This window comes from Rhodospirillales bacterium (assembly GCA_016710335.1).
Taxonomy (GTDB): domain Bacteria; phylum Pseudomonadota; class Alphaproteobacteria; order Rhodospirillales; family Defluviicoccaceae; genus JADJXQ01.
Map to the genome: position 1 here is coordinate 119,128 of JADJXQ010000003.1, position 21,250 is coordinate 140,377.

General features: G+C 66.4%; 19 protein-coding genes. 16 read left to right on the forward strand and 3 right to left on the reverse strand.

Annotation, left to right across the window (positions count from 1 at the left end; translation table 11 throughout):
• Window positions 1–21: 21 nt before the first annotated feature.
• Window positions 22–885, reverse strand: coding sequence for a prephenate dehydratase (locus tag IPM60_06295; protein ID MBK8907505.1), 864 nt, complete (start codon window positions 883–885; stop codon window positions 22–24).
• A 65-nt stretch (window positions 886–950) separates the two neighbouring features.
• Window positions 951–1,715 (reverse strand): 3-deoxy-manno-octulosonate cytidylyltransferase, encoded by a 765-nt coding sequence (locus tag IPM60_06300; GenBank protein ID MBK8907506.1) that lies wholly within the window; start codon window positions 1,713–1,715, stop codon window positions 951–953.
• A 618-nt stretch (window positions 1,716–2,333) separates the two neighbouring features.
• Here IPM60_06300 and IPM60_06305 point away from each other — a divergent pair.
• The 9 genes from IPM60_06305 to IPM60_06345 all read left to right on the forward strand — a co-directional run bounded on the left by IPM60_06305 (window position 2,334) and on the right by IPM60_06345 (window position 12,602).
• The gene (locus tag IPM60_06305; GenBank protein MBK8907507.1) at window positions 2,334–3,101 is read left to right on the forward strand and encodes a c-type cytochrome; all 768 of its coding nucleotides are present in this window, start codon (window positions 2,334–2,336) and stop codon (window positions 3,099–3,101) included.
• 8 nt (window positions 3,102–3,109) lie between these two features.
• Window positions 3,110–3,886: a histidinol-phosphatase gene (gene hisN, locus IPM60_06310; GenBank protein MBK8907508.1), complete on the forward strand. Its 777-nt coding sequence runs from the start codon at window positions 3,110–3,112 to the stop codon at window positions 3,884–3,886.
• Window positions 3,887–3,903: 17 nt separating this feature from the next.
• On the forward strand, window positions 3,904–5,853 hold the full coding sequence (locus tag IPM60_06315; protein MBK8907509.1) for an ABC transporter substrate-binding protein: 1,950 nt from the start codon (window positions 3,904–3,906) through the stop codon (window positions 5,851–5,853).
• Between the two features lie 15 nt (window positions 5,854–5,868).
• Window positions 5,869–6,990: a microcin C ABC transporter permease YejB gene (locus tag IPM60_06320; GenBank protein MBK8907510.1), complete on the forward strand. Its 1,122-nt coding sequence runs from the start codon at window positions 5,869–5,871 to the stop codon at window positions 6,988–6,990.
• 1 nt (window position 6,991) lies between these two features.
• Window positions 6,992–8,155 (forward strand): ABC transporter permease, encoded by a 1,164-nt coding sequence (locus IPM60_06325; GenBank protein ID MBK8907511.1) that lies wholly within the window; start codon window positions 6,992–6,994, stop codon window positions 8,153–8,155.
• Window positions 8,155–9,792, forward strand: coding sequence for an ABC transporter ATP-binding protein (locus IPM60_06330; protein MBK8907512.1), 1,638 nt, complete (start codon window positions 8,155–8,157; stop codon window positions 9,790–9,792). Before IPM60_06325 ends, IPM60_06330 begins: the two co-directional genes overlap by 1 nt.
• A 124-nt stretch (window positions 9,793–9,916) precedes the next feature.
• The gene (locus IPM60_06335; protein MBK8907513.1) at window positions 9,917–10,222 is read left to right on the forward strand and encodes a type II toxin-antitoxin system HicB family antitoxin; all 306 of its coding nucleotides are present in this window, start codon (window positions 9,917–9,919) and stop codon (window positions 10,220–10,222) included.
• Between the two features lie 51 nt (window positions 10,223–10,273).
• The gene (locus IPM60_06340; protein MBK8907514.1) at window positions 10,274–11,371 is read left to right on the forward strand and encodes a pyridoxal-phosphate dependent enzyme; all 1,098 of its coding nucleotides are present in this window, start codon (window positions 10,274–10,276) and stop codon (window positions 11,369–11,371) included.
• Between the two features lie 55 nt (window positions 11,372–11,426).
• A complete protein-coding gene (locus tag IPM60_06345; GenBank protein ID MBK8907515.1) occupies window positions 11,427–12,602 on the forward strand; it encodes an aminotransferase class I/II-fold pyridoxal phosphate-dependent enzyme in 1,176 nt (391 codons plus the stop codon).
• Between the two features lie 101 nt (window positions 12,603–12,703).
• On the opposite strand, the gene IPM60_06350 is transcribed toward IPM60_06345, so the two are convergent.
• On the reverse strand, window positions 12,704–14,188 hold the full coding sequence (locus IPM60_06350; GenBank protein MBK8907516.1) for a hypothetical protein: 1,485 nt from the start codon (window positions 14,186–14,188) through the stop codon (window positions 12,704–12,706).
• Between the two features lie 120 nt (window positions 14,189–14,308).
• Here IPM60_06350 and IPM60_06355 point away from each other — a divergent pair, with 120 nt between their 5' ends.
• The 7 genes from IPM60_06355 (at window position 14,309) to IPM60_06385 (ending at window position 21,227) form a co-directional block, all read left to right on the forward strand.
• The gene (locus IPM60_06355; protein MBK8907517.1) at window positions 14,309–15,268 is read left to right on the forward strand and encodes a LysR family transcriptional regulator; all 960 of its coding nucleotides are present in this window, start codon (window positions 14,309–14,311) and stop codon (window positions 15,266–15,268) included.
• A gap of 160 nt (window positions 15,269–15,428) precedes the next feature.
• Window positions 15,429–15,776: a DUF1476 family protein gene (locus IPM60_06360; protein MBK8907518.1), complete on the forward strand. Its 348-nt coding sequence runs from the start codon at window positions 15,429–15,431 to the stop codon at window positions 15,774–15,776.
• Between the two features lie 27 nt (window positions 15,777–15,803).
• Window positions 15,804–16,667, forward strand: coding sequence for an ion transporter (locus IPM60_06365; GenBank protein MBK8907519.1), 864 nt, complete (start codon window positions 15,804–15,806; stop codon window positions 16,665–16,667).
• Window positions 16,603–18,927: a putative monovalent cation/H+ antiporter subunit A gene (locus IPM60_06370; GenBank protein MBK8907520.1), complete on the forward strand. Its 2,325-nt coding sequence runs from the start codon at window positions 16,603–16,605 to the stop codon at window positions 18,925–18,927. Before IPM60_06365 ends, IPM60_06370 begins: the two co-directional genes overlap by 65 nt.
• Complete coding sequence (locus tag IPM60_06375) at window positions 18,924–19,325, forward strand: Na+/H+ antiporter subunit B (protein MBK8907521.1); 402 nt, start codon at window positions 18,924–18,926, stop codon at window positions 19,323–19,325. Before IPM60_06370 ends, IPM60_06375 begins: the two co-directional genes overlap by 4 nt.
• A 1-nt stretch (window position 19,326) precedes the next feature.
• Complete coding sequence (locus tag IPM60_06380; GenBank protein ID MBK8907522.1) at window positions 19,327–19,725, forward strand: Na+/H+ antiporter subunit C; 399 nt, start codon at window positions 19,327–19,329, stop codon at window positions 19,723–19,725.
• Window positions 19,722–21,227: a Na+/H+ antiporter subunit D gene (locus IPM60_06385; GenBank protein MBK8907523.1), complete on the forward strand. Its 1,506-nt coding sequence runs from the start codon at window positions 19,722–19,724 to the stop codon at window positions 21,225–21,227. The genes IPM60_06380 and IPM60_06385 overlap by 4 nt, the downstream gene beginning before the upstream one ends.
• Window positions 21,228–21,250: the final 23 nt, after the last annotated feature.

Consider the following 21,250-nt stretch of genomic DNA (forward strand, 5'->3'; position numbering starts at 1 on the left):
AGTTCGCGCCCGCAGCCTTGCTTAATCCTCGTCTTTCCCGCTGTCGTGGCGGTAGCCGTGTTGGGGGTAGACGCCGAGGATGCGCACTTCGCGGGAGAAGAAGTCCAGCTCTTCGAGGGCGAGGGTGACGTTGCGGTGCTCCGGGTGGCCCTCGACCTCGGCGTAGAACTGGGCGGCGTTGAAGCGGCCGCCGACCAGATAGCTCTCCAGCTTGGTCATGTTGACGCCGTTGGTGGCGAAGCCGCCCATGGCCTTGTAGAGCGCCGCCGGTACGTTGCGCACCCGGAAAACGAAGCTGGTCATCGTCGGCCCCGACTTGGGGTGCGGAACGATCGCCTCCCGCGCCATGATCAGGAAGCGGGTGGTGTTGTGCTCGGCGTCCTCGATGTTGGCGCGGAGACTGATCAGGCCATAGGTCGCGCCGGCGAGTTCGGAGGCGATCACGGCCTGCGTCGGGTCGCCGGAGGCTGCCACTTCAGCGGCGGCGCCGGCGGTGTCGACCCGCACGACCGGCTCCAGGCCAAGCTCCCTGATCAGCGCCCGGCACTGGTTGAGGGCGTGAATGTGGCTGTGGACATGGGTGATATCCTCGATGCGCGCTCCCTTGACAGCGAGCAGGTGGTGACAAACCCGCTGATAATGCTCGCCGATGATGTGCAGGCCGGAGTCCGGCAACAGATGATGGATGTCGGCGACCCGCCCGGCCACCGAGTTCTCGATCGGAATCATAGCGAGGGCCGCACGTTCGTCGTGCACGGCAGCGAACGCATCCTCGAACGACCGGCAGGGTAGCGTCGCCATCTCCGGCCGCGCCGTGCGGCTGGCCAAGTCCGAGTACGCGCCCGAAGCGCCCTGAAAGGCAATGGTCCGTTTTGGATCGGTCATTGAGGGGGATCGACTAATCGGTCATGGAAGGGGATTGACTATAGGTCACGCCTTGCTTCTCGTCTTCAGGAGTTTCCCGTTCGCTCGAGTTGCACCACCACGTCACGTGCCCGGTCAAGGTCGGCAGGGGTGTCGACCCCGAGGGGGACGGTGTCGATCACCGCCGCCGCGATGCGCATGCCGTTCTCGAGGGCGCGGAGTTGCTCAAGGCGCTCGCGCTGCTCCAGCACGCCCGGCGGGAGCTGCACGAACTTCTCGAGGGCGCTGCGGCGGAACGCGTAGATCCCGATGTGGTGATAGGTTTCGCCCTCGCCCCACGGGATCGGCGCGCGGCTGAAATAAAGGGCCGGCCCCCAGGTTCGGTCCGGCATCAGGGCGACCGCGGCCTTGACGACGTTGGGGTCGTCCCGCTCGTCTGCATGCCGGATCGGGGCGACCAGCGTCGCGATATCGACGTCGGGCTGGGCCAGCGGCTCCACCACCGCCCGCACCGCAGCGGGCTCGATGGTCGGCAGGTCCCCCTGCAGGTTGACCACGACGTCGTGCCGGCCATGAGGATCGATCGCCTCCAGCGCCTCATGCGCCCGGTCGGAGCCGGAAGGATGGTCCGGCCGGGTCAGCACCGCCCGCCCGCCGGCAAGTTCGACCGCGTCGACGATCTCCTGCTCCGCCGCGGCCACCACCACCGGCCCGAGCGCCGCCGCCTCCGCACGCTCCCAGACATGCACGATCATCGCCCGGCCGTGGATGTCGGCGAGCGGCTTGCCCGGCAGGCGCGACGACGCCATGCGGGCGGGGATCACCACGAGCGGGCGGAGACCGCTGGTCATGGCAACCGTTATACCACGACGCGATAGCGGTTTGAGCGAAAACGCCGCCCACATTTCGGCGACCACATCATTGAACTGGCGGGGAGCTTGCGGCTACATTCCCACAACGCTCGCCGGGTCATGACGCCCCAGCACTTGCGCATGAACCATGAGGCGCGAACCACAAGGATGGTGGAGATGCAATTCTCGTTGCTCGAAAAAGTCGGCGCTTCGCTTCTCATCTGCGCCTGGGTCATCTACGGCAGTCACTTCATGGGCGAGGTCCTCGTCGACATAGACATGACCCATGCGGCGGCGCCGGCGCAGGAAGAGGCGGGCGGCCCGGCGGAGGAGGCGACGGCCGCCGAAGAGCCTGAAGTGGATTTCGCCGCGCTGCTGGCGTCGGCCGAGGCGAGCGACGGAGAAGGCGTGTTCGGGAAGTGCAAGTCCTGCCATTCCATCGAGGCGGGCGGACCTGACAAGGTCGGGCCCAACCTGCACAACGTCGTCGGCAGGGACATCGCCAGCAAGGAGGGATTCGCATTCTCGGACGCGCTCATCGGGCTCAAGGGCGCGTGGGGTTACGACGAACTCAACCAGTACCTCGAAAACCCCAGGGGCTACGCGCCGGGCACCAAGATGAGCTTTGCCGGGCTCAGCAAGCCGGAACAGCGCGCCGAGGTCATCGCCTATCTCCGCGAGAACAGCGAAAACCCGCCGCCGCTGCCGGAGCCTCAGGCGAAGGAGGCCGCGCCCCCCGCCACGTCAGGAGAGTCAACGGGCGAGGCTCAGGCGGAGCCCCAAGCGGACGGGCCCGCCTCCGCGCCGGCAGATGCCGAAGGATCTGCGCCTCCCCAAGAGGGCGGCCCAGCGCCGGCGGAGGGAGAGGCGACGCAGCAACCCCAGGCAGAGCAACCCCAGGCAGAGCAACCCCAGGCAGAGCAACCCCAAGCCGAGCAAACCCAGGCGGAGCAAACCCAGGCGGCGGCCGAAGGGGAGGCTGCCAAACCAGAGGGCACGACCGGTGAGACCCCCGCGGCCGAGGAGGGCGGCAATGGGTTGGCGGCGCTGCTGGCGTCCGGGGACGCCGGGGCTGGAGAGAAGGTGTTCCGCAAGTGCAAGGCGTGTCACACCATAGAAAAGGACGGCGGCAACCGGGTCGGCCCGAATTTGTGGAACGTGGTCGGCCGCGACATAGCCGCTGCCGAAGGGTTCAGCTATTCCGATTCCCTATCCAGCCTTGAAGGCGAATGGACCTATCAGGATCTGTCCGCCTATCTTGAGGACCCGAAAGGGTTCTCGCCTGGCAACAAGATGAGCTTTGCCGGACTGAAGAAGCCCAAGGACCGCGCCGATGTTATCCTGTACTTGCGCGAGCACAGCGATGAACCGCCCGCGCTGCCGTGATTAGCGGGATACTTGATGTCGATGCCGCCGTTGCGCTCGCCGAGGGCATCGCCGACGCAGCGCGGCCGATCGTGCTCGGCTACTTCCGCAGCGATGTCCGGATCGAGAGCAAGTTCGACGCCAGCCCGGTCACCGTCGCGGATCGTGAAGCCGAAGCGGCGATGCGTCGTCTCATCGAGCAGATCTATCCGCAGCACGGCATAATCGGTGAGGAGTACGGCCGGGTGCGGTCGAGCGCCAGGTACGTCTGGGTGTTGGATCCCATCGACGGCACCAAGTCGTTCGTGACCGGAAAGCCGCTGTTCGGCACCCTGATCGCGCTGCTCCGCGATGGGGAGCCCGTCGTGGGAGTCATCGACATGCCTGCTCTGGGCGAGCGGTGGGTGGGGGTGGCCGGTCGCCCGACCGTCTTCAACCGCCAGATCGTCAAGGTGCGCCCCTGCGTGGAACTCGGGGCTGCGTGGCTCTACGCCACCTCGCCCGAGATGTTTGCCGGCCCGGACAACGCCGACGCCTTCACCCGGCTGCGGACGCGATGCCGGGCCGCCGTCTACGGCGCCGATTGCTATGCGTACGGCCTGCTCGCCAACGGCACCGTCGACATCGTCTGCGAGGCGTCCATGCAGCCTTATGATTACTGTGCGGCGGTGCCGGTCATCACCGGCGCCGGCGGCATGATCACCGACTGGCAGGGACAGCCGCTGGACCTTGCGTCCGACGGGCGGGTGCTCGCGGCGGGAGACCCCGCCATTCATGCCGCGGCCCGGGAGGCGTTGGCCGCTTGAGGGTTCTTGTGGCCGCCATGACGGCACTTGCGCTCGGCGCCGTTTTCCTCCTGACGGGGGCGCCGGCGCCGGTGCGCGCCGAAGCGGACACCGTTCATGTGAGCCATGCGATCGCCATGCACGGCGAGCCGAAATACGACGCGACTTTCGAGCATTTCGACTACGTCAACCCGGACGCCCCGAAAGGCGGCAGCATGCGGCTCGGCGTGCAGGGCACGTTCGACAGCTTCAATCCGTTCATCATCCGCGGCAATCCTTTCTCCGCCATCGGCGTCGAGACGTTGACCGTCTCCAGCGCCGACGAGCCGTTCACCCGATATGGCCTGATCGCCGAACGAATTGCCTGGCCGGAGGATCGGTCTTGGGTGACGTTCACGCTTCGCCCGGAAGCACGATGGCACGACGGCACGCCGATCACCGTCGAGGACGTGATCTTTTCGTTCGAGACCTTGAAGGCAGAGGGCGCTCCGTTCTACCGCTTCTATTACGCCTCCATCGTCGCCGCCGAGAATGTCGGCGACCGCGCGGTCAAATTCACCTTCGCCGAAGCCGGCAACCGCGAGTTGCCGCTGATCGCCGGCGAGATCCCGATCCTCTCCAAGGCCTATTGGCAGGATCGGGACTTCACCAGCACCACCTTGGAGCCGCCGCTGGCCAGTGGACCCTATAAGATCACCCAGTTCGAGGCAGGGCGCTTTGTGGTGACCGAGCGCGTCGCCGACTATTGGGGCAAGGATCTCGCCGTCAACCAGGGGATCAACAACTTCGACCAGCTCCGCTACGAGTACTTCCGCGACGACACGGTGATCCGCCAGGCCCTCAAGGCCGGCGTGCTCGACTACCGCGAGGAGAACCAGGCCAAGGCGTGGGCTCTCGATTACGATGTGCCGGCTGTACGGGAGGGCCTGCTCAAGAAAGAGCTGATCCCGCACATGAACCCGACCGGCATGCAGGCTTTCGCGTACAATACGCGCCGGCCGCCGTTCCAGGATCCGAAGGTCCGGGAGGCTCTGGCGTACGCGTTCGATTTTGAGTGGACCAACCGCGCATTGTTCTTCGGCCAGTACACCCGCACCGAAAGTTATTTCTCCAACTCCGAGCTCGCGTCCACCGGGTTGCCGACCGAGGCGGAACTGGCGATCCTCGAGCCGTTCCGCGGAAGCCTCCCCGAGCGCGTGTTCACGCAAGCCTACCGGCCGCCGCAGACCGACGGCTCCGGCTGGCCGCGGGACAACCTGAAAACCGCGTTCGCGCTTCTCGAGGAGGCGGGCTGGGAAGTCCGCGACATGAAGCTGGTCAACGTGGAGACCGGCCAGCCGATGCGCTTCGAGATCCTGTTGGTGAGCCCGGCGTTCGAGCGCGTCGTGCTGCCGTTCGTCCGCAACCTCGGACGGCTCGGTATCGAGGTCAGCGTCCGCCTTGTCGACCAGTCCCAGTACATCAACCGCATCCGCGACTTCGACTTCGACATGATCATCGCGGTTTGGGGCCAGTCGGAATCGCCGGGCAACGAACAGCGGGACTTCTGGGGTTCGAAAGCGGCAGACCTGCCGGGTTCGCGCAATTATACCGGGGTATCGACCCCGGTGGTCGACGAGTTGATCGAAATGATCATCCAGGCCCCCGACCGCGAGAGCCTCGTCACCCGCACGCGCGCCCTCGACCGGGTGTTGCTGTGGGGTTTCTATGTCATTCCCAACTGGCACATCCGGTTCGACCGCATCCTCTACTGGGACAAATTCGACCGTCCGGAGGTGACGCCGCCGCGCGGCACCTCCATCAGCTACTGGTGGTACGACCCGGACGAGGTCGCGCGCCTCAATCAGCGCATTTTCGAGCAGGAGACGCAGCGCCTGGAGCGGGACGATCCGAAACGCATGGGGATGATCGGCGCATGGGCGGCGGGGTTGAGCGCCGTCGGCTTGCTGGCCTTCTATTTCGTGCTCAAGCGGCGACGGTCCAGGTAGGGGCGGGAGCGGCCAATGGCAGCCTACATCATTCGGCGCCTGTTGCTCATCGTCCCGACCCTGGTGGCGATCATGCTGATCAATTTTTTGATCATCCAGACCGCCCCCGGCGGCCCGATCGAGCAGATCATCGCCGATCTCACCGGCGAGGGCTCACCGGCGATCGAGCGGGTGACCCGCGCCGGCGGCGGCGAAACCTTGGGGAGCGGCGGCGGCGGCCAGGGCGCCGGGGCGACGAACACGGGCTTCACCAGCAAATACCGTGGCGCCCAGGGCCTGGATCCCGCGTTCATCCGGCAACTGGAACAACAGTTCGGCTTCGACAAGCCCCTACATGAGCGCTTCCTCGCCATGATGGGCAACTACCTCGTCTTCGACTTCGGCGAGAGCTACTTCCGCAACGCCTCGGTCGTCGATCTGGTGCTGGACAAGATGCCGGTGTCGGTCTCTCTCGGACTGTGGACGACACTGTTGACCTACCTCATCTCCATCCCGCTCGGCATCGCAAAGGCGACCCGCGACGGCTCGCGCTTCGATATCTGGACCAGCGCCGTGGTGATCGTCGGTTATGCGGTGCCGGCGTTCCTGTTCGCGGTGCTGCTGCTCGTCGTATTTGCCGGCGGCAGCTACCTGGACTGGTTCCCGCTGCGCGGCCTCGTGTCGGACAATTGGGAGCAGTTGTCGTGGCCGGAGAAGATCTTGGACTACTTCTGGCACCTGGCGCTGCCAATCACCGCCATGGTCATCGGCGGCTTCGCGACGCTCACCATGCTCACCAAGAACTCGTTCCTCGACCAGATCGGTCAGCAGTACGTGATGACGGCCCGCGCCAAGGGGCTTCGCGAGCGCCGGGTGCTCTACGGCCACGTGTTCCGCAACGCCATGCTGATCGTCATCGCCGGCTTCCCTGGCGCCTTCGTCAGCATCCTGTTCACCAGCACGGTGTTCATCGAAGTGATCTTCTCGCTGGACGGCCTCGGCTTGCTCGGCTTCGAGGCGGTGCTGCGCCGCGACTACCCGCTGATGTTCGGCACCCTCTATTTCTTCTCGCTCCTCGGCCTTGTCCTCAACCTGGTCGGCGACATCATGTACACCGTCATCGATCCCCGCATCGATTTCGAAGCCCGGAGCGCCTGAGATGGCCCGGCGCCGCAAGACGTCTCGACTGCCGGCGCGGAACCGCGTTCTCGGCATCCCCGTCACGCCGCTCAACCGTCGGCGCATTGACTCCTTCCGCGCCAACGCGCGGGGCTACTGGTCGCTCTGGATCTTCCTTGTCCTGTTCGTCATCAGCCTGTTCGCCGAGTTCATCGCCAACGACAAACCATTCGTGGTCTGGTACGACGACGACCTCTACCTGCCGATCTTTACGGCCTATCCTGAATCCACCTTCGGCGGCCCGTTCGCGACCGAGACCGACTATTCCGATCCGGCCGTGCGTGCATTGATCGACGACCGTGGCTGGATGCTGATGCCGCTGATCCCCTACAGCTACCAGACGGTGGCCTGGGACCTCGCGAGCCCGGCGCCATCGCCGCCGGACGGCCAGCACTGGCTCGGCACCGACGATCAGGCCCGCGACGTGCTCGCCCGCGTCATCTACGGCTTTCGCATCTCGGTGCTGTTCGGCTTCGCGCTGACCATCGTATCGGCGATCGTCGGGGTTGCCGCCGGCGCCGCGCAGGGGTACTTCGGCGGCTGGGTCGACCTCCTGTTTCAGCGGTTTATGGAGGTGTGGGCGTCGGTGCCATTGTTGTACGTCATCATTATTCTCGTCAGCATCGTCGAGCCGACCTTCTGGCTGCTGCTCGGAATTCTGCTCCTGTTCCAGTGGATGGGCTTCGTCGGCGTGGTGCGGGCCGAATTCCTCCGCGCCCGCAACTTTGATTACGTGCGCGCCGCCCGCGCATTGGGCGCCTCCAACCTCACCATTATTCTTCGCCACGTGCTGCCCAACGCGGTCGTCGCCACCATGACCTTCCTGCCGTTCATCCTGGCCGGTTCGGTCACCATCCTCACCGGCCTTGATTTCCTCAACTTCGGCCTGCCGCCGGGCTCCCCGTCGCTGGGCGAACTTCTCGCCCAGGCCAAGGCCAACCTGCAGGCGCCGTGGCTCGGGCTGACGGGCTTCTTCGTCATCGCCCTCATGCTGTCGCTGTTGGTGTTCGTCGGCGAGGCGGTGCGCGACGCCTTCGACCCCCGCAAGACCTTCGCCGACATCGGGCCGGCGGTGCCGGCGGCGGAGGAGGGGCCGCGCGTCTCCCCCGGCGCCCGCACCGCCATTACCCGGGGAGACGCTTGATGGACGCCACCACCGGGCCGCTGCTCGACATCCGCGGCTTGTCGACCTCGTTCGGGCGCGGCGCCCGCGAGGTTGCCGCGGTCCGCAACGTGTCGTTCACCGTCAACCACGCCGAGACCGTCGCGCTGGTCGGCGAGAGCGGCTCCGGAAAGTCGGTGACGGCACTCAGCATCATGCGCCTGTTGCCGTACCCGTACGCCTGGCATCCGGGCGGCGTCGTCCGGTTCCACGGCGAGAACCTGCGCACCACTTCGATCGACCGCATGCGCCAGATCCGCGGCGACCGCATCACCATGATCTTCCAGGAGCCGCTGACCTCGCTCAACCCGCTCCATTCGATCGAGAAGCAGATCGCGGAGGTGCTGCTGGTCCACCGGCACATCAGCCGCCGCCAAGCCCATGACCGGGTCATCGAACTCCTGCACATGGTCGGCCTCCCGGAGGCGGAAGCGCGGCTCGACGACCTGCCGCACACCTTCTCCGGCGGCCAGCAACAGCGCGTCATGATCGCCATGGCTTTGGCCAACGAGCCAGACCTGCTCATCGCCGACGAGCCGACCACCGCCCTCGACGTCACCATCCAGGCGCAGATCCTCAAGCTGCTGCGCGAGTTGCAGGAGCGCCTCCACATGGCGCTGCTGCTGATCACCCACGACCTCGGCATCGTCCGCGGCGTTGCCGAGCGGGTCTGCGTGATGACCGACGGCGCGATCGTCGAGCAGGGGCGGGTCGGCGATGTCTTCGCCCGGCCGAACCACCCCTACACCCGCCGCCTGCTCGCCGCCGAGCCGAAGGACACGCCGCCGCCGGCGCCGGCGGACGCCCGGCCGTTGATGCAGGCGGAGGATGCTAAGGTGTGGTTTCCGATCAAGCGAGGCCTGCTGCGGCGCACCGTCGGCCATGTCAAGGCGGTTGACGGGATCACCCTGACCGTCCGCCAGGGTCACACCCTCGGCGTTGTCGGCGAGAGCGGCTCCGGCAAGAGCACCCTGGCGCGCGCGTTGATCCGCCTGCAGAAGAGTGACGGCTCCATCGCCTTCGAAGGCCGGGAGCTTCAGGGGCTGTCGTGGTCCGAATTGCGCCCGCTACGCCGGCGCATGCAGATCGTGTTCCAGGACCCTTACGGCAGCCTCAGCCCGCGCATGTCGGTCGGCCAGATCGTCGGCGAGGGCCTCAAGATCCACAAGCTGGGCGGCACCGCGGCCGAGCGGCGGGCGCTCATTGCCGAGGCGCTCACCGAAGTGGGGCTCGACCCGGAGGTGCAGGATCGCTACCCCCACGAGTTCTCCGGCGGCCAGCGCCAACGCGTCGCCATCGCCCGCGCCCTCGTCCTCAAGCCCGATTTCATCGTGCTGGACGAGCCGACCAGCGCGTTGGACATGTCCGTTCAGGCGCAGATCGTCGACCTGCTGCGCCGCCTCCAGAAGCAGCACAACATCGCCTACCTCTTCATCAGCCACGACCTCAAGGTAGTCCGCGCCCTCGCCCACGACGTCCTGGTGATGCGCGCCGGAAAGGTCGTGGAACAAGGCCCCGCCGCCCAAGTCTTCGCCAACCCCGCCACCCCCTACACCCGCGCCCTCATGGCTGCCGCCTTCGCGCTAAAAGCCGACGACACCGGCGCCGTGGCGATGTGAGGCATGGACGTCCTGGATCTATGACAACAGCCACAGCGCCAAGTGCTGTTGATGGAGACGCAACCCCGGACGATGTCGCTCTCGTCGCGTTGAAGAGCATTCTGAAACAGGCTGGCCTGAAACGATGAGGTATTTGATCATCCTGGAAGAAGCCAAGACCGGCTGTTCGGCGTACTCGCCGGACCTTCCTGTCTGCGTCGCTACAGGCAATACCTTTGAAGATGCAGAACTCGAGATGCGCGAGGCGGTGGCCTTCCACATCGACGGACTGAGCGCCGAGGGCTTGGCTCCGCCGACCCCCCCGACGACATCGGCTTACGTCGAGGTCGCGGCCTGGCTAAGCTTCGAAAAAGACGCAACCTCCTACACTCCTCTGCCGTCGCGGGCGCATTGGGCATTTCTCCATACTCGCCGCTGCCGATTGCCCTGAGCGCGAATTGGTGCGACAAAGTCTCAATCGCGGGATTTCTGGGAGGGAGACATGGCGGACGACGGGTTCCGGACCACGCAGGGACGCGGCCGGTTGTACGACTCGGTGTTGGAGACGGTGGGCGACACGCCTTGTATTCGCATCAACCGGCTGGCGCCCGATCATGTCACCGTGTACGTCAAGGTCGAGGCCTTCAACCCGGCGGCTTCGGTCAAGGACCGGCTGGCGGTCAGCATCATCGAGGAGGCGGAGCGGAACGGGACGTTGAAGCCGGGCCAGACAGTCGTCGAAGCGACCAGCGGCAACACCGGCATCGGCCTCGCCATGGTCTGCGCCGCAAAGGGCTACCCCCTCGTGGTCACCATGGCCGACAGCTTCTCCATAGAGCGGCGGAAGCTGATGCGGTTCCTCGGCGCCAAGGTCGTCCTGACCCCGCGCGAGGCGAAGGGCTTCGGCATGTACCGGAAGGCGGTGGAGCTGGCGGAAGCCAACGGCTGGTTCCTCGCCCACCAGTTCGAGACGGACGCCAATGCGCGCATTCACGAGAACACTACGGGGCGGGAGATCCTCGCCGACTTCGAGGGCCAGCGGCTCGACTACTTCGTCACGGGCTACGGCACCGGCGGCACGGTCGCTGGCGTCGGGCGGGTGCTCCGCAAGCTTCGTCCCGAGACCCGGATCATCCTTAGCGAACCCGCCAACGCTCAGCTCGTCGGCAGCGGACGGTCGCAGGGGCGCACCGGTGATGGCATGCCGGCGGAAAGCCACCCGGCGTTCGAGCCGCACCCGATCCAGGGCTGGACCCCGGATTTCATCCCGCTGGTCCTGCAGGAAGCCATCGACAACCACTACTACGACGACCTGATTCCGGTGCCCGGCCCGGTCGGTATGGAATGGTCGCGGAAGCTGGCGCAGCAGGAGGGGATCTTCACCGGCGTCTCCGGCGGTGCCACCTTCGCGATCGCCGTGCAGATCGCCGAGACGGCCGAGGCGGGCTCGGTGATCCTGTGCATGCTGCCCGATACCGGCGAGCGCTACCTGTCGTCGCCGTTGTTCGAGGACATCGTGGAGTTCATGACCGAGGAAGAAACGGCACTGTCCCGGTCGACACCCGGCTTCCACATGAAGCCCCCCGCGGGCTCGCCGTAGGTCGCATCGGTACGGTCGCAGCGCGACACTCAGCGCAGGTCGAGGGGGCAGAACGATGCCGGTCGTCTCCAGGCGCATCCAGCGGGCTGATGCGGCGTTTGCGGGCGTAAGGGACTTCTATGCATCTTCCCGGTACGCGGCGTGCCGCGGCATGCCCGGCATCTGCGACTTCACGTTCGGCAACCCGCACGAGATGCCGCTCGGCAGGCTGGTGGATGCCATTCGGGATCGCGCGGTACCGCATCGGCCCGACTGGTTCGCCTACAAGACGTCGGAGGACGAGCCGCGGTCGTTCCTCGTCGAAAGCCTTTCGACAGAACTGGCTCTCGGCTTCGAGCCGGACGACATCGCGCTTACCGCGGGGGCGTTCGCCGCCATCATGGTCGCGTTCCGGCTGGTGCTCGACGCGGGCGACGAGGCGATCTTCTCCGAGCCGGCGTGGTTCTGCTACGAGCCGATGCTGCTGGCGGCCGATGCCGTGCCGCGCAAGGTCGCTCTTCGGCGCCCCTCGTTCGATCTGGATTTCGAAGCCATCGACAGGGCGATCGGGCCTGCGACGCGGCTGGTGATCGTCAACTCGCCGCACAACCCGACCGGCCGCATCTACGACCGTGCGGCGCTGGAAACCCTCGCCGCCATGCTCGACCGGGCTTCCGCCCGCATTGGCCACCGGATCTTCCTGCTGTCCGACGAGCCCTACCGGCGCCTCCGCTTCGACGGCCGGGACTTCGTCAGCCCGGCCGCCGTATATCCGTGGACGCTAATCTCGTACAGCTACGGCAAGGTGCTGCTCGCGCCGGGCCAGCGCCTCGGCTATTTAGCGTTCTCCCCGCTGATGCCGGCCGAGGACCGCCAGCCCCTGCGCGACGCCATGTTCTCGGCGCAGATGTCGCTCGGGTGGTGCTTCCCCAACGCCGTCATGCAATACGCCATCCCCGACCTGGAGTCGCTTTCGATCGACCAGGCGGCCCTCGCGAGACGACGCGACCGCTTCATGGACGTGCTGCCGGCGGCCGGCTTCGAGGTCGTTCCGCCGGAGGGAACCTTCTATCTGTTCTGCCGTTGGCCGGAAGGCGACCCTGACGCGCATTGGGAGGCTTTGGCGGAACGGGGCGTGTTCGTGCTGCCGGGACATATTCTCGACGCGCCGGAGTTCCTGCGCATCTGCCTGACCGCATCCGACGACATGATCGACCGCGCCCTTCCCGCCTTCCAGGCGCTCCGGCGCTGATCTTACGGCGCGCACGACGCCGAACCAGCCGAGAGCCGTTGAGCGCCGGTTCGGGCTCCGCCTCAGCGACATCGCCGACCCCGGACCGGGCCGGAACTCGTTCACGGGGAGTAGTAGTTGTAGTTCTGTTTCTGGCGTCGATAGGCGTTCTGCGTCCAGGGGCTGGGCTTGGGAGGATGGGGATTGATGGCCTCGTTCTGGTAGACGCGGATCTCGCCGGCGGCGCCGTTGACGACGATGATTTCCTCGCGCCCATCGCCGGCCACGTCGGCCACGTACACGGTGTCGGCCTGCTCCGGCCACCACGCGACGAAACGTCCGGTCATCGGGTCGATGACGGCGATGGCGCCGCTTTCGTGGCGCTCCTTGGCGGCGAGATGCTGGGTCGGGCCGCCGAACCAGTCGATGCTGCTGATCATTTCGATGCCACGCTCGGACCAGCCCTCCGGCGCGACGTCCGCCATCGACCAGCGGGCGATCACGTCGCCGTCCTGGTCCAACACCCACGGCTGCTGGTTCTTGTTGAAGCGGCTGCGGTTCCAGATCTGCAGGCCCTCGCGCCCCTCCTCGAACTTGCCGACGGCGGCGTTCTGGGGCTCCCACCCCTTGTAGCCGGCCGACCAGTGGATGCGACGTTGGGAGACTAGCGACGTGCGGTCGTCGCGCCGACGCTCTCGGAAGATCGACGGGTCGTCTTCCCAAGTCTGCTCCTCGAGCAGCACCACCTCGAGGCCGGGGTCATCCGGGCGCACATCGGCGACGGCAAGCGCGTCGAAATGCGCGGCAGGGCGGTCGTAGTCCCAGGTGTTCATGCGACGGCCGTCGTGGTCGATGATGGTCGCCCCCGCCACCTCGTCGCGGCCGTCGCCGTCGATGTCGGCAGCGCGGAAGCCGCCGTGCTTCGGGCCTTCATAGCCGTCGACCGCCCACAGATCGGCGCCGGTGTCGGCGCGGATCGCCTTCAGCCAGCGGAACGGGTAGGGGTCCGCCTGCAGGATCAGGTCGCGGTCGCCGGCTCCGCGCAGATCGACGATCTGCAGGTGGCTCCATTGCCGAGCGCCCTCGGGCAGAGCGAACGGCCCGAGGGTTCGCTTGACGTCGCCGGTCTTGCCATCGCGCACCACCACCCGGTTGGCGGTGTCGAGGTTGAGGACATCCGCGGCGCCGTCGCCGTCGATGTCGCCGGCGGCTACGCCCGGCCCCTGCCATCCAGGGAGCCCGTGCCGTTCCGCATTGCCGTTCATCTGGATGTCGACGTCGTCGGCGATCCACAACAGGTGACCGCCCCAGTCATAGGCGCTGATCGCGGCGCGGCCGGGACCAAAGTCGTTGTCCCTGGTGGACAGGATGTAGTCCATCCGCCCGTCGCCGGTGAGGTCGTGGACGATGATGCCGCCGCGCCCCGTCATCGGCGGCTGGCGGGGGTCGATGGCGATGGTGAACGGCATGTCCGGATAGGCTGGCCAAGCGGCGTCGTCGCGCTGCGAGGTGTCGAGCCCGGCCGCTGCTGATTGTTGTGCCTGCAGGCAGACGGCGGCGAGGACGATCATGGCCGCCGAAGAAATGTTTCCGAAGGTGATCCGCATGGTCGGACAATGCGCGAGACAGCCGCTCGGTTGCAACTGCCTCCGACAGGAGTCACCAGGTGCGGTCCCTTCGCTTGCCAAGTACTGGCCGAAGCCGGGAAAACGGCTAACATCGTGCCCATGCCGACGCTTCGTCAGTTGCGTTACCTGGTGGCGGTGGCCGAGACGCTCAGCTTCCGCCGCGCCGCCGAGAGCTGCCACGTCAGCCAGCCCACGCTGAGTGACCAAATCCGCGAGCTGGAGGAACGGCTCAAAGTGCAGCTGGTCGAGCGCAGCCGTCGGCGGGTGGTGATGACCCCTGTCGGCCGCGAAGTTGCCGATCGGGCGCGGCGGGTCCTGCGCGACGTTCAGGACATCGTCGATCTCGCCGAGCGCGGTCGCCACATTCTCGAGGGTACGCTGCGCCTCGGCGTGCTGCCGTCCCTCGGACCGTACCTGATGCCGCTGATCCTGCCCTACCTGCACCAGCGCCACCCGCGCCTCGCCCTCTATCTTCGTGAGGACACCGCCGCCGGCCTGATCCGGCGGCTGGAGGAGGGCGACCTCGATCTCCTGCTCTACCCGGTGCCGATGCGGCGCGCCGGGATCTCGGTCACGGTCCTGTTTCGCGAGCCGTTGTGGCTGGCGCTGCCCAACGATCATCCGATCGGCGCCAAGCACAGATTGGCTGCCGCCGATCTCGAGGGGCTGACGGTGCTGGCGCTCGAGTCGGGCCATAGCCTGCACGGCAAGGTACTCGCGTTGTGCCGCCAGCACGGCGCCCAGCCGTTCTTCGACTTCGCCACCACCAGCCTCGACACCTTGCGCCAGATGGCGGCGATGGGGATGGGAGCAACTTTCTTGCCGTCGCTATACGTGCGTGCGGCGGTGCGCCGGGACCCGCAACTGGTGGTCCGGCCGTTCGAGGATCCGTCGCCGTGCCGCGACATCGGCCTCGTCTGGCGTTCGGGGTCGGCACGGAGGAATGAGTATCTTGCTCTTGCCGCCCACATCCGCGAGGTGCTCGCGGCGGAAGTGCCGGAGGTCTCGATCCTTGATGACGGAGACGCAGCGCCCGCATCCGTACCTGACGCCGTTTGATAGACCCCGGCTATCAAATATCATCCTTTAATCGATTTTTCTTTAGAGACCAGCTGCCCCATGTCTTGTGGGAGGGCGATGAACCGGTATTCGGTTGAGTCGCCAAACGCGCCGGCGCCGTCATGTCGGCTGCCGGCCTGCATCATCCAGGGAGTGCGTCATGAACAGCCTCAACGCCACTGCACGTCACGAAATCGCCAAGCACTGCTTCGACCAGGATCTCGCCTTCCGCATCCGCAACCGCCGCAACCGCTTGCTCGGGCTTTGGGCCGCGGACCAAGCCGGGTTGTCCCCGGACGCCGCGGCAGAATACGCCGTCCGGGTGGTAGGCCAAGGGATCGAACTGCGTGGCGACGAGGCGCTGGTCCGTGCCATCGCCGCCGATAGTGCCGCGTCGGCAGCGCCGCTGGACGAGGCGGCAATCGCTGCAGAGATGGACCGCCTCGCCGTCATCGCCGCGCGTGAGTTGGCCGCCGGCACCGCATCATCGCAACTCCGCGCCGCCTGACGCGGCGCGGAGTTGCGAGCGCAAGCGATGACGGTGGTCACTCTGCAGCAGCCGAAATCCGATCCGTCCGTGCAGGCGCGGCTCAGGGACGCCGTCGAGGCGCCGGCGTTCCAGCGCCTGATCCTGTCGCTGATCGTGCTCAATGCGGTCACCCTTGGCCTGGAAACCTGGCCGGCGGCGATGGAGACGGCAGGAGGTATGATTCTTGCCGCCGATCGGGTCCTGCTCGCCATCTTCACCATCGAGATCGCCGCGCGCATCTGCGCCCACGGAATGCGCTTCTTCCGCGACCCATGGAGCGTGTTCGACTTTGTCGTCATTGCCTTCGCGCTGGTGCCGGCGACGCAGGGCTTCTCGGTGCTTCGGGCGTTGCGGGTGCTGCGGGCGCTCCGGTTGATCTCGGCGGTGCCGCGGATGCGGATGGTGGTGCAGGCGCTGCTCGCAGCGATCCCCGGCATCAGCTCCATCGCGGCGCTTCTTGCGCTCATCTTTTATGTGGCTGCGGTGATGGCGACCAAGCTGTTCGGCGTCGAATTTCCCGAATGGTTCGGCTCCATCGGCCGCAGTCTGTTTTCCCTCTTCCAGATCATGACCCTCGAGAGCTGGTCGATGGGAATGGTGCGGCCAATCATGGTGGCCTACCCCTACGCGTGGGCCTTCTTCGTGCCGTTCATCCTCGTCGCCTCGTTTACGGTTCTGAACCTGTTCATCGCCGTCGTCGTCAGCGCCATGCAGTCGGAGCACGAGGCGACGCGCGAACAGGATGAGCAGGCCGCCCATGACGAGCGCGGCGCAATACTCGCCGAGATCCGTGCGCTGCGGGTCCATGTCGAAGCTATGCGCGCCGCGCCCGCTGCCGGCCGCCCGGAGGCCAGCCGTGGCGACCGCTGACACCGCAGTCGGCGTAGGCCGGCATCCCGCCGGCTGGCTGTTCGTTGCGGTCTCACTCGCAGCCGCAACGGCTGCGGCTGCCGCGATTCCGGACGTTTCGGGAGGCAGGATCTTCCGGGTTGCCGTGGCGTGGGTGCCGTCCCTCGGTATTGAACTGTCGTTCTTGCTCGATGGCCTCAGCCTCTTGATGACCCTTCTCGTCACCGGCATCGGCGCTCTTGTCGGACTCTATTCGCTCGACTACATGCGCGGACATGCCGGCGCAGGACGGTTCTTCGTCTACCTCATCCTGTTTCAGGCTTCCATGCTCGGTCTCGTGCTGGCCGACAACGTCATCACCCTGTTCGTGTTCTGGGAGTTGACGACTGTCGCCTCGTTCCTCCTGATCGGCTTTGATCATGCCTCTGAGACGGCGCGGCGCAACGCTTGGCAGGCGCTGCTGATCACCGCCGCCGGTGGTCTGGCGCTCCTCGCCGGGCTGATCCTGCTCGCCGGCGCCGGCGGATCATGGGAGTTGTCCGCACTCACGAAAGCCGGCGCCGCCGTCAGGGAGCACCCGCACTACGGCGCCATCCTGGCGCTGGTGCTTATCGGCGCGTTCACCAAGTCGGCGCAGGTTCCGTTTCATTTCTGGCTGCCGAACGCGATGGCGGCGCCGACGCCGATCAGCGCATATCTGCACTCCGCGACCATGGTCAAGGCCGGCATCTATCTCCTTGCACGCACCCACCCGGTGCTGTCCGGGACGCCGGAATGGATCTGGACGCTGACCGTCGTCGGTGCGGCGACCGCACTCTGGGCGTCGCTCATGGCATTGCGGCAGACCGATCTCAAGCTGGCGCTGGCCTACACGACGGTAATGGCGCTCGGCACGTTGACGATGTTCCTGGGCTCCGAGGCCAGCGTTGCCCTGGCCGCAGCAATCACGTTCCTGCTCGTCCACGCGCTCTACAAGTGCGCACTGTTTCTGGTGGTCGGCTGCATCGCACGAGAGGCCGGAACCCGCGACACAGAGCAGCTCGGCGGTCTGGCGCGGGCGATGCCGATTACCGCCGTCGCCGCAGCCGCAGCCGCATTGTCGATGGCTGGGTTTCCACCGTTCCTCGGCTTCATCGGCAAGGAACTCAAGTACGAGGGCGCACTGGCGGTGGCGTCCGAACCGGTTTTCGTCGCGGCTGCCGCCGTCGCCGCCAACGCGTTGATGGTGGCCGTCGCCGGCATCGTCGCGGTGCGCCCGTTCTTCGCCCGTGGCGGCGCGTTGGTGCGACGGCCGCATGAGCCGCCGCTCGCGATGTGGCTCAGTCCACTGATCCTGGCCGTCCTCGGTCTGATATTAGGTCTAGTGCCGCCGGTTGTCGCAAACGGCCTGATACAGCCGGCCGTGTCCGCCGTTCAGGGTGCACCGGAGAGCGTGAAGCTGGCGCTTTGGCACGGCATCAACGTGCCGCTGATGCTGAGCGTGCTCACGATCGTGATCGGTCTCGGTTTGTACATCAGCCATCGCCGAATGCGGGCGGCCCTCTCCGTACTGGTGGCTCGTCTGCCGATGAGCGGCGACCGCAGCTACGATCGGGTCAAGGACGGCGTGCTTTGGCTCGCGGAGAGACAGACGAGGATCCTGCAGACCGGCTCCCTGCGCCGCTACCTCAAGGTCATCTTTACGGTCGCCGCGTTGTCCGTCGGCGGCACCCTCGTTGCCAAGGATGCCGCTCGCTGGCCGGCCGATTGGCCGGGTGTTCCCATGCACGAACTGGGTGTTCTGGTGCTGATCGCCGGAGGCGCTCTGCTGCCGATCCTGACGGCGTCGCGCTTGGTCGCCATATGCGGCATCGGGGTCGTCGGGTCGGGCGTCGCCCTGATCTTCCTGTTCTACGGCGCACCGGACGTCGCCATCACCCAGCTCCTTGTCGAGGTGCTGTTCCTCGTCATCATTGCCGTCATACTGCTGAAATTGCCGCGCTTCGTCGGCGCAACGCATCCGGGACGAGGCGGTCGCGCCAGCGACGGTGCGGTGGCGGTCGCCACCGGTGCGGCGATCGCCGCGGTGCTGCTCGCGGTGCTGGATGCGCCGATGAGCGACGATCTGAGCCGATTTTATGCGGCAGCAAGCGTGCCGGACGCGTACGGTCGCAACATCGTCAACGTCATCCTCGTCGATTTTCGCGCACTCGACACCCTAGGCGAGATCATCGTCGTGACGGCCGCCGCACTTGGCGTCTACTCGCTCCTCAAGCTGAGGACACAGAGGAGGGACGGGTGAACTCGATCATCCTCGGCGCCGCTGCCCGCTTCGTCGTCGCACTGATGCTGACGTTCTCGATCTATCTGCTCATCCGTGGGCACAACGCCCCGGGCGGCGGGTTCGTCGGCGGACTGGTCGCCGCCGCGGCGCTTTTTCTCCATGCCATCGCTAACGATGTCGCGGCGACGCGCAAGATGCTGCGGGTGGACCCGCATGTGATCGCCGCGCTAGGGATCGCCGTAGCCATTGCTGCCGGCTTGATCGCCGCCTTCGCGTCAGAGCCCTTCCTCACCGGCTTCTGGATGTTTCCGGGCGGACTGCCGCTGGGAACGCCGCTGATGTTCGACGCCGGCGTCTACCTTGCCGTGGTCGGCGCCGTCACCACCCTCGTCTTCGCGCTTGAGGAGGATGCCTGAGTTGGAGACGATGCTTGCCGTGCTGGTCGGCTGGCTGGTGGCCGCGGCAGTCTACCTGATGCTGAGCCGCAGCCTGGTTCGCTACCTGTTTGGGCTCGTGCTGATCAGTAATGCCGCCAACCTCGCGGTCTTTGCGTCTGGCCGCCTCTCCACGTCCGCTCCGGCGCTGGTGCAACCGGGACAATTGGCTCCGGCGGCCGACGTTGCCAATGCTCTGCCGCAGGCCCTCATCCTCACGGCCATCGTCATCGGCTTCGGCCTCCTCGCCTTCGCCTTCGTCCTCGCCTTCCGAGCGCGGGAGGAGCTTGGAACGGTCGATACGGACGCTATGCGCGTCGCAGAGCCGCCGGCTCTGACGCCGGCGGCGGCCGTCGATCGCGAAGGAAGATCCGCGGCATGAGCTGGCTCCTCGCCGCCCCTATCCTCACCCCGATGACGACCGCGATCGTCTGTTTGCTGGTGCGCCGCCATGCGCGGGTGGAGCGAGCGGTGAGCGTAGCCGGCGGCGGGCTTCTTCTTGCGCCCTGCCTCATGCTGCTGGTGGCCGTCTGGAACGGCGGCCCGCTGGCCGGGCAGATGGGCTCCTGGCCTGCGCCGTACGGCATAACCCTCGTCGCGGACCTGTTCAGCGCCGTGATGGTTGCGATCGCCGGCCTGACCGGCTTTGCAGTTGCGGTTTATGGCGTTGCAGACATCGACCGCGAACGCCAGCGTTTTGGGTTTCACACGCTCTATCACATCCTTCTGGGCGGTGTCTGCGGCGCCTTCCTCACCGGCGACTTGTTCAACCTTTACGTCTGGTTCGAGGTGATGTTGATCGCGTCGTTTGCGCTCATCACCCTCGGCGGTGAGAGGGCGCAGCTCGACGGCGCGGTCAAGTACGCCGCCATCAACCTCGTCTCGACCGTGCTGTTGCTGACCGCGATCGGCCTCACCTATGGCGCGACCGGGACGCTCAACATGGCCGACTTGAGCGTCCGCGTCGGCGCGGTGGAGAATCAGGGTCTTGTCAGCGTACTCGCGGTCCTGTTCTTGATCGCATTGGGCATCAAGGCCGCCGTGTTCCCGCTGTTCTTCTGGCTGCCGGCATCGTACCACACCCCGCCGGTGGCGGTGACGGCGATCCTCTCGGCGCTCATGACCAAGGTCGGCGTCTACGCGCTGATGCGGGTGTTCACCCTGATTTTCACAGACGACGTCGGCTTCACTCATACGCTCCTGCTGTGGGTGGCGGCGCTCACCATGATCACCGGGGTCCTCGGCGCCGCCGCTCAGACCGATGTGCGTCGCATTCTCTCTTTCCACATCGTCAGCCAGATCGGCTACATGGTGCTGGGGCTCGCCCTCTACACCCCGCTCGCCATCGCCGGCGCGGTGTTCTATCTGGTACACAACATCCTCGCAAAGACCAGCCTGTTCCTGGTGGGCGGGATGATGGGGCGCTTGGGGGGCTGCCAGGAGCTCTCCCGGATCGGCGGCTTCTACCAATCGGCGCCACTGTTGGCCGTGATATTCCTGATAGCGGCCTTTTCTCTCGCAGGCTTTCCGCCGCTGTCGGGCTTCTGGGCCAAATTCATCCTGGTCAAGGCGAGCCTCGACCTCGAGCACTACGTCATCGCCGCCGTCGCTCTCGGGGTCGGACTGATGACCATCTACTCCATGACCAAGATCTGGATCCTTGGCTTCTGGAAGCCGGCTCCAGGCGGATCCGATACTGCGCCGGTACCGGCGCCGTCTCCGGGGGAGACGACGCTGCGCCTGGCCCCGGCCGCGGCACTGACCGCGCTGACGGTCGTCCTCGGGGTGTCACCGGAGCCGTTCCTGGAGGTTGCGACCCGAGCTGCCGCCGAACTGTTCGAGCCTCGGGCGTACGTGGAAGCGGTCTTGGGAGAACGCCCGTGAAAGTGCTGGTGCGCGTGTGGAAG

What these genes read in the sequence shown, in the direction of transcription:
- IPM60_06385 (MBK8907523.1), top strand. Translation starts at nt 19,722, where the DNA reads ATGAGCTGGCTCCTCGCCGCCCCTATCCTCACCCCGATGACGACCGCG.
- IPM60_06335 (MBK8907513.1), top strand. Translation starts at nt 9,917, where the DNA reads ATGAGGTATTTGATCATCCTGGAAGAAGCCAAGACCGGCTGTTCGGCG.
- IPM60_06350 (MBK8907516.1), bottom strand. Translation starts at nt 14,188, where the DNA reads ATGCGGATCACCTTCGGAAACATTTCTTCGGCGGCCATGATCGTCCTC.
- IPM60_06340 (MBK8907514.1), top strand. Translation starts at nt 10,274, where the DNA reads ATGGCGGACGACGGGTTCCGGACCACGCAGGGACGCGGCCGGTTGTAC.
- IPM60_06345 (MBK8907515.1), top strand. Translation starts at nt 11,427, where the DNA reads ATGCCGGTCGTCTCCAGGCGCATCCAGCGGGCTGATGCGGCGTTTGCG.
- IPM60_06320 (MBK8907510.1), top strand. Translation starts at nt 5,869, where the DNA reads ATGGCAGCCTACATCATTCGGCGCCTGTTGCTCATCGTCCCGACCCTG.
- IPM60_06325 (MBK8907511.1), top strand. Translation starts at nt 6,992, where the DNA reads ATGGCCCGGCGCCGCAAGACGTCTCGACTGCCGGCGCGGAACCGCGTT.
- IPM60_06305 (MBK8907507.1), top strand. Translation starts at nt 2,334, where the DNA reads ATGAGCTTTGCCGGGCTCAGCAAGCCGGAACAGCGCGCCGAGGTCATC.
- IPM60_06330 (MBK8907512.1), top strand. Translation starts at nt 8,155, where the DNA reads ATGGACGCCACCACCGGGCCGCTGCTCGACATCCGCGGCTTGTCGACC.
- IPM60_06300 (MBK8907506.1), bottom strand. Translation starts at nt 1,715, where the DNA reads ATGACCAGCGGTCTCCGCCCGCTCGTGGTGATCCCCGCCCGCATGGCG.
- IPM60_06295 (MBK8907505.1), bottom strand. Translation starts at nt 885, where the DNA reads ATGACCGATCCAAAACGGACCATTGCCTTTCAGGGCGCTTCGGGCGCG.
- IPM60_06360 (MBK8907518.1), top strand. Translation starts at nt 15,429, where the DNA reads ATGAACAGCCTCAACGCCACTGCACGTCACGAAATCGCCAAGCACTGC.
- IPM60_06370 (MBK8907520.1), top strand. Translation starts at nt 16,603, where the DNA reads ATGTCGAAGCTATGCGCGCCGCGCCCGCTGCCGGCCGCCCGGAGGCCA.
- IPM60_06365 (MBK8907519.1), top strand. Translation starts at nt 15,804, where the DNA reads ATGACGGTGGTCACTCTGCAGCAGCCGAAATCCGATCCGTCCGTGCAG.
- IPM60_06315 (MBK8907509.1), top strand. Translation starts at nt 3,904, where the DNA reads ATGACGGCACTTGCGCTCGGCGCCGTTTTCCTCCTGACGGGGGCGCCG.
- IPM60_06355 (MBK8907517.1), top strand. Translation starts at nt 14,309, where the DNA reads ATGCCGACGCTTCGTCAGTTGCGTTACCTGGTGGCGGTGGCCGAGACG.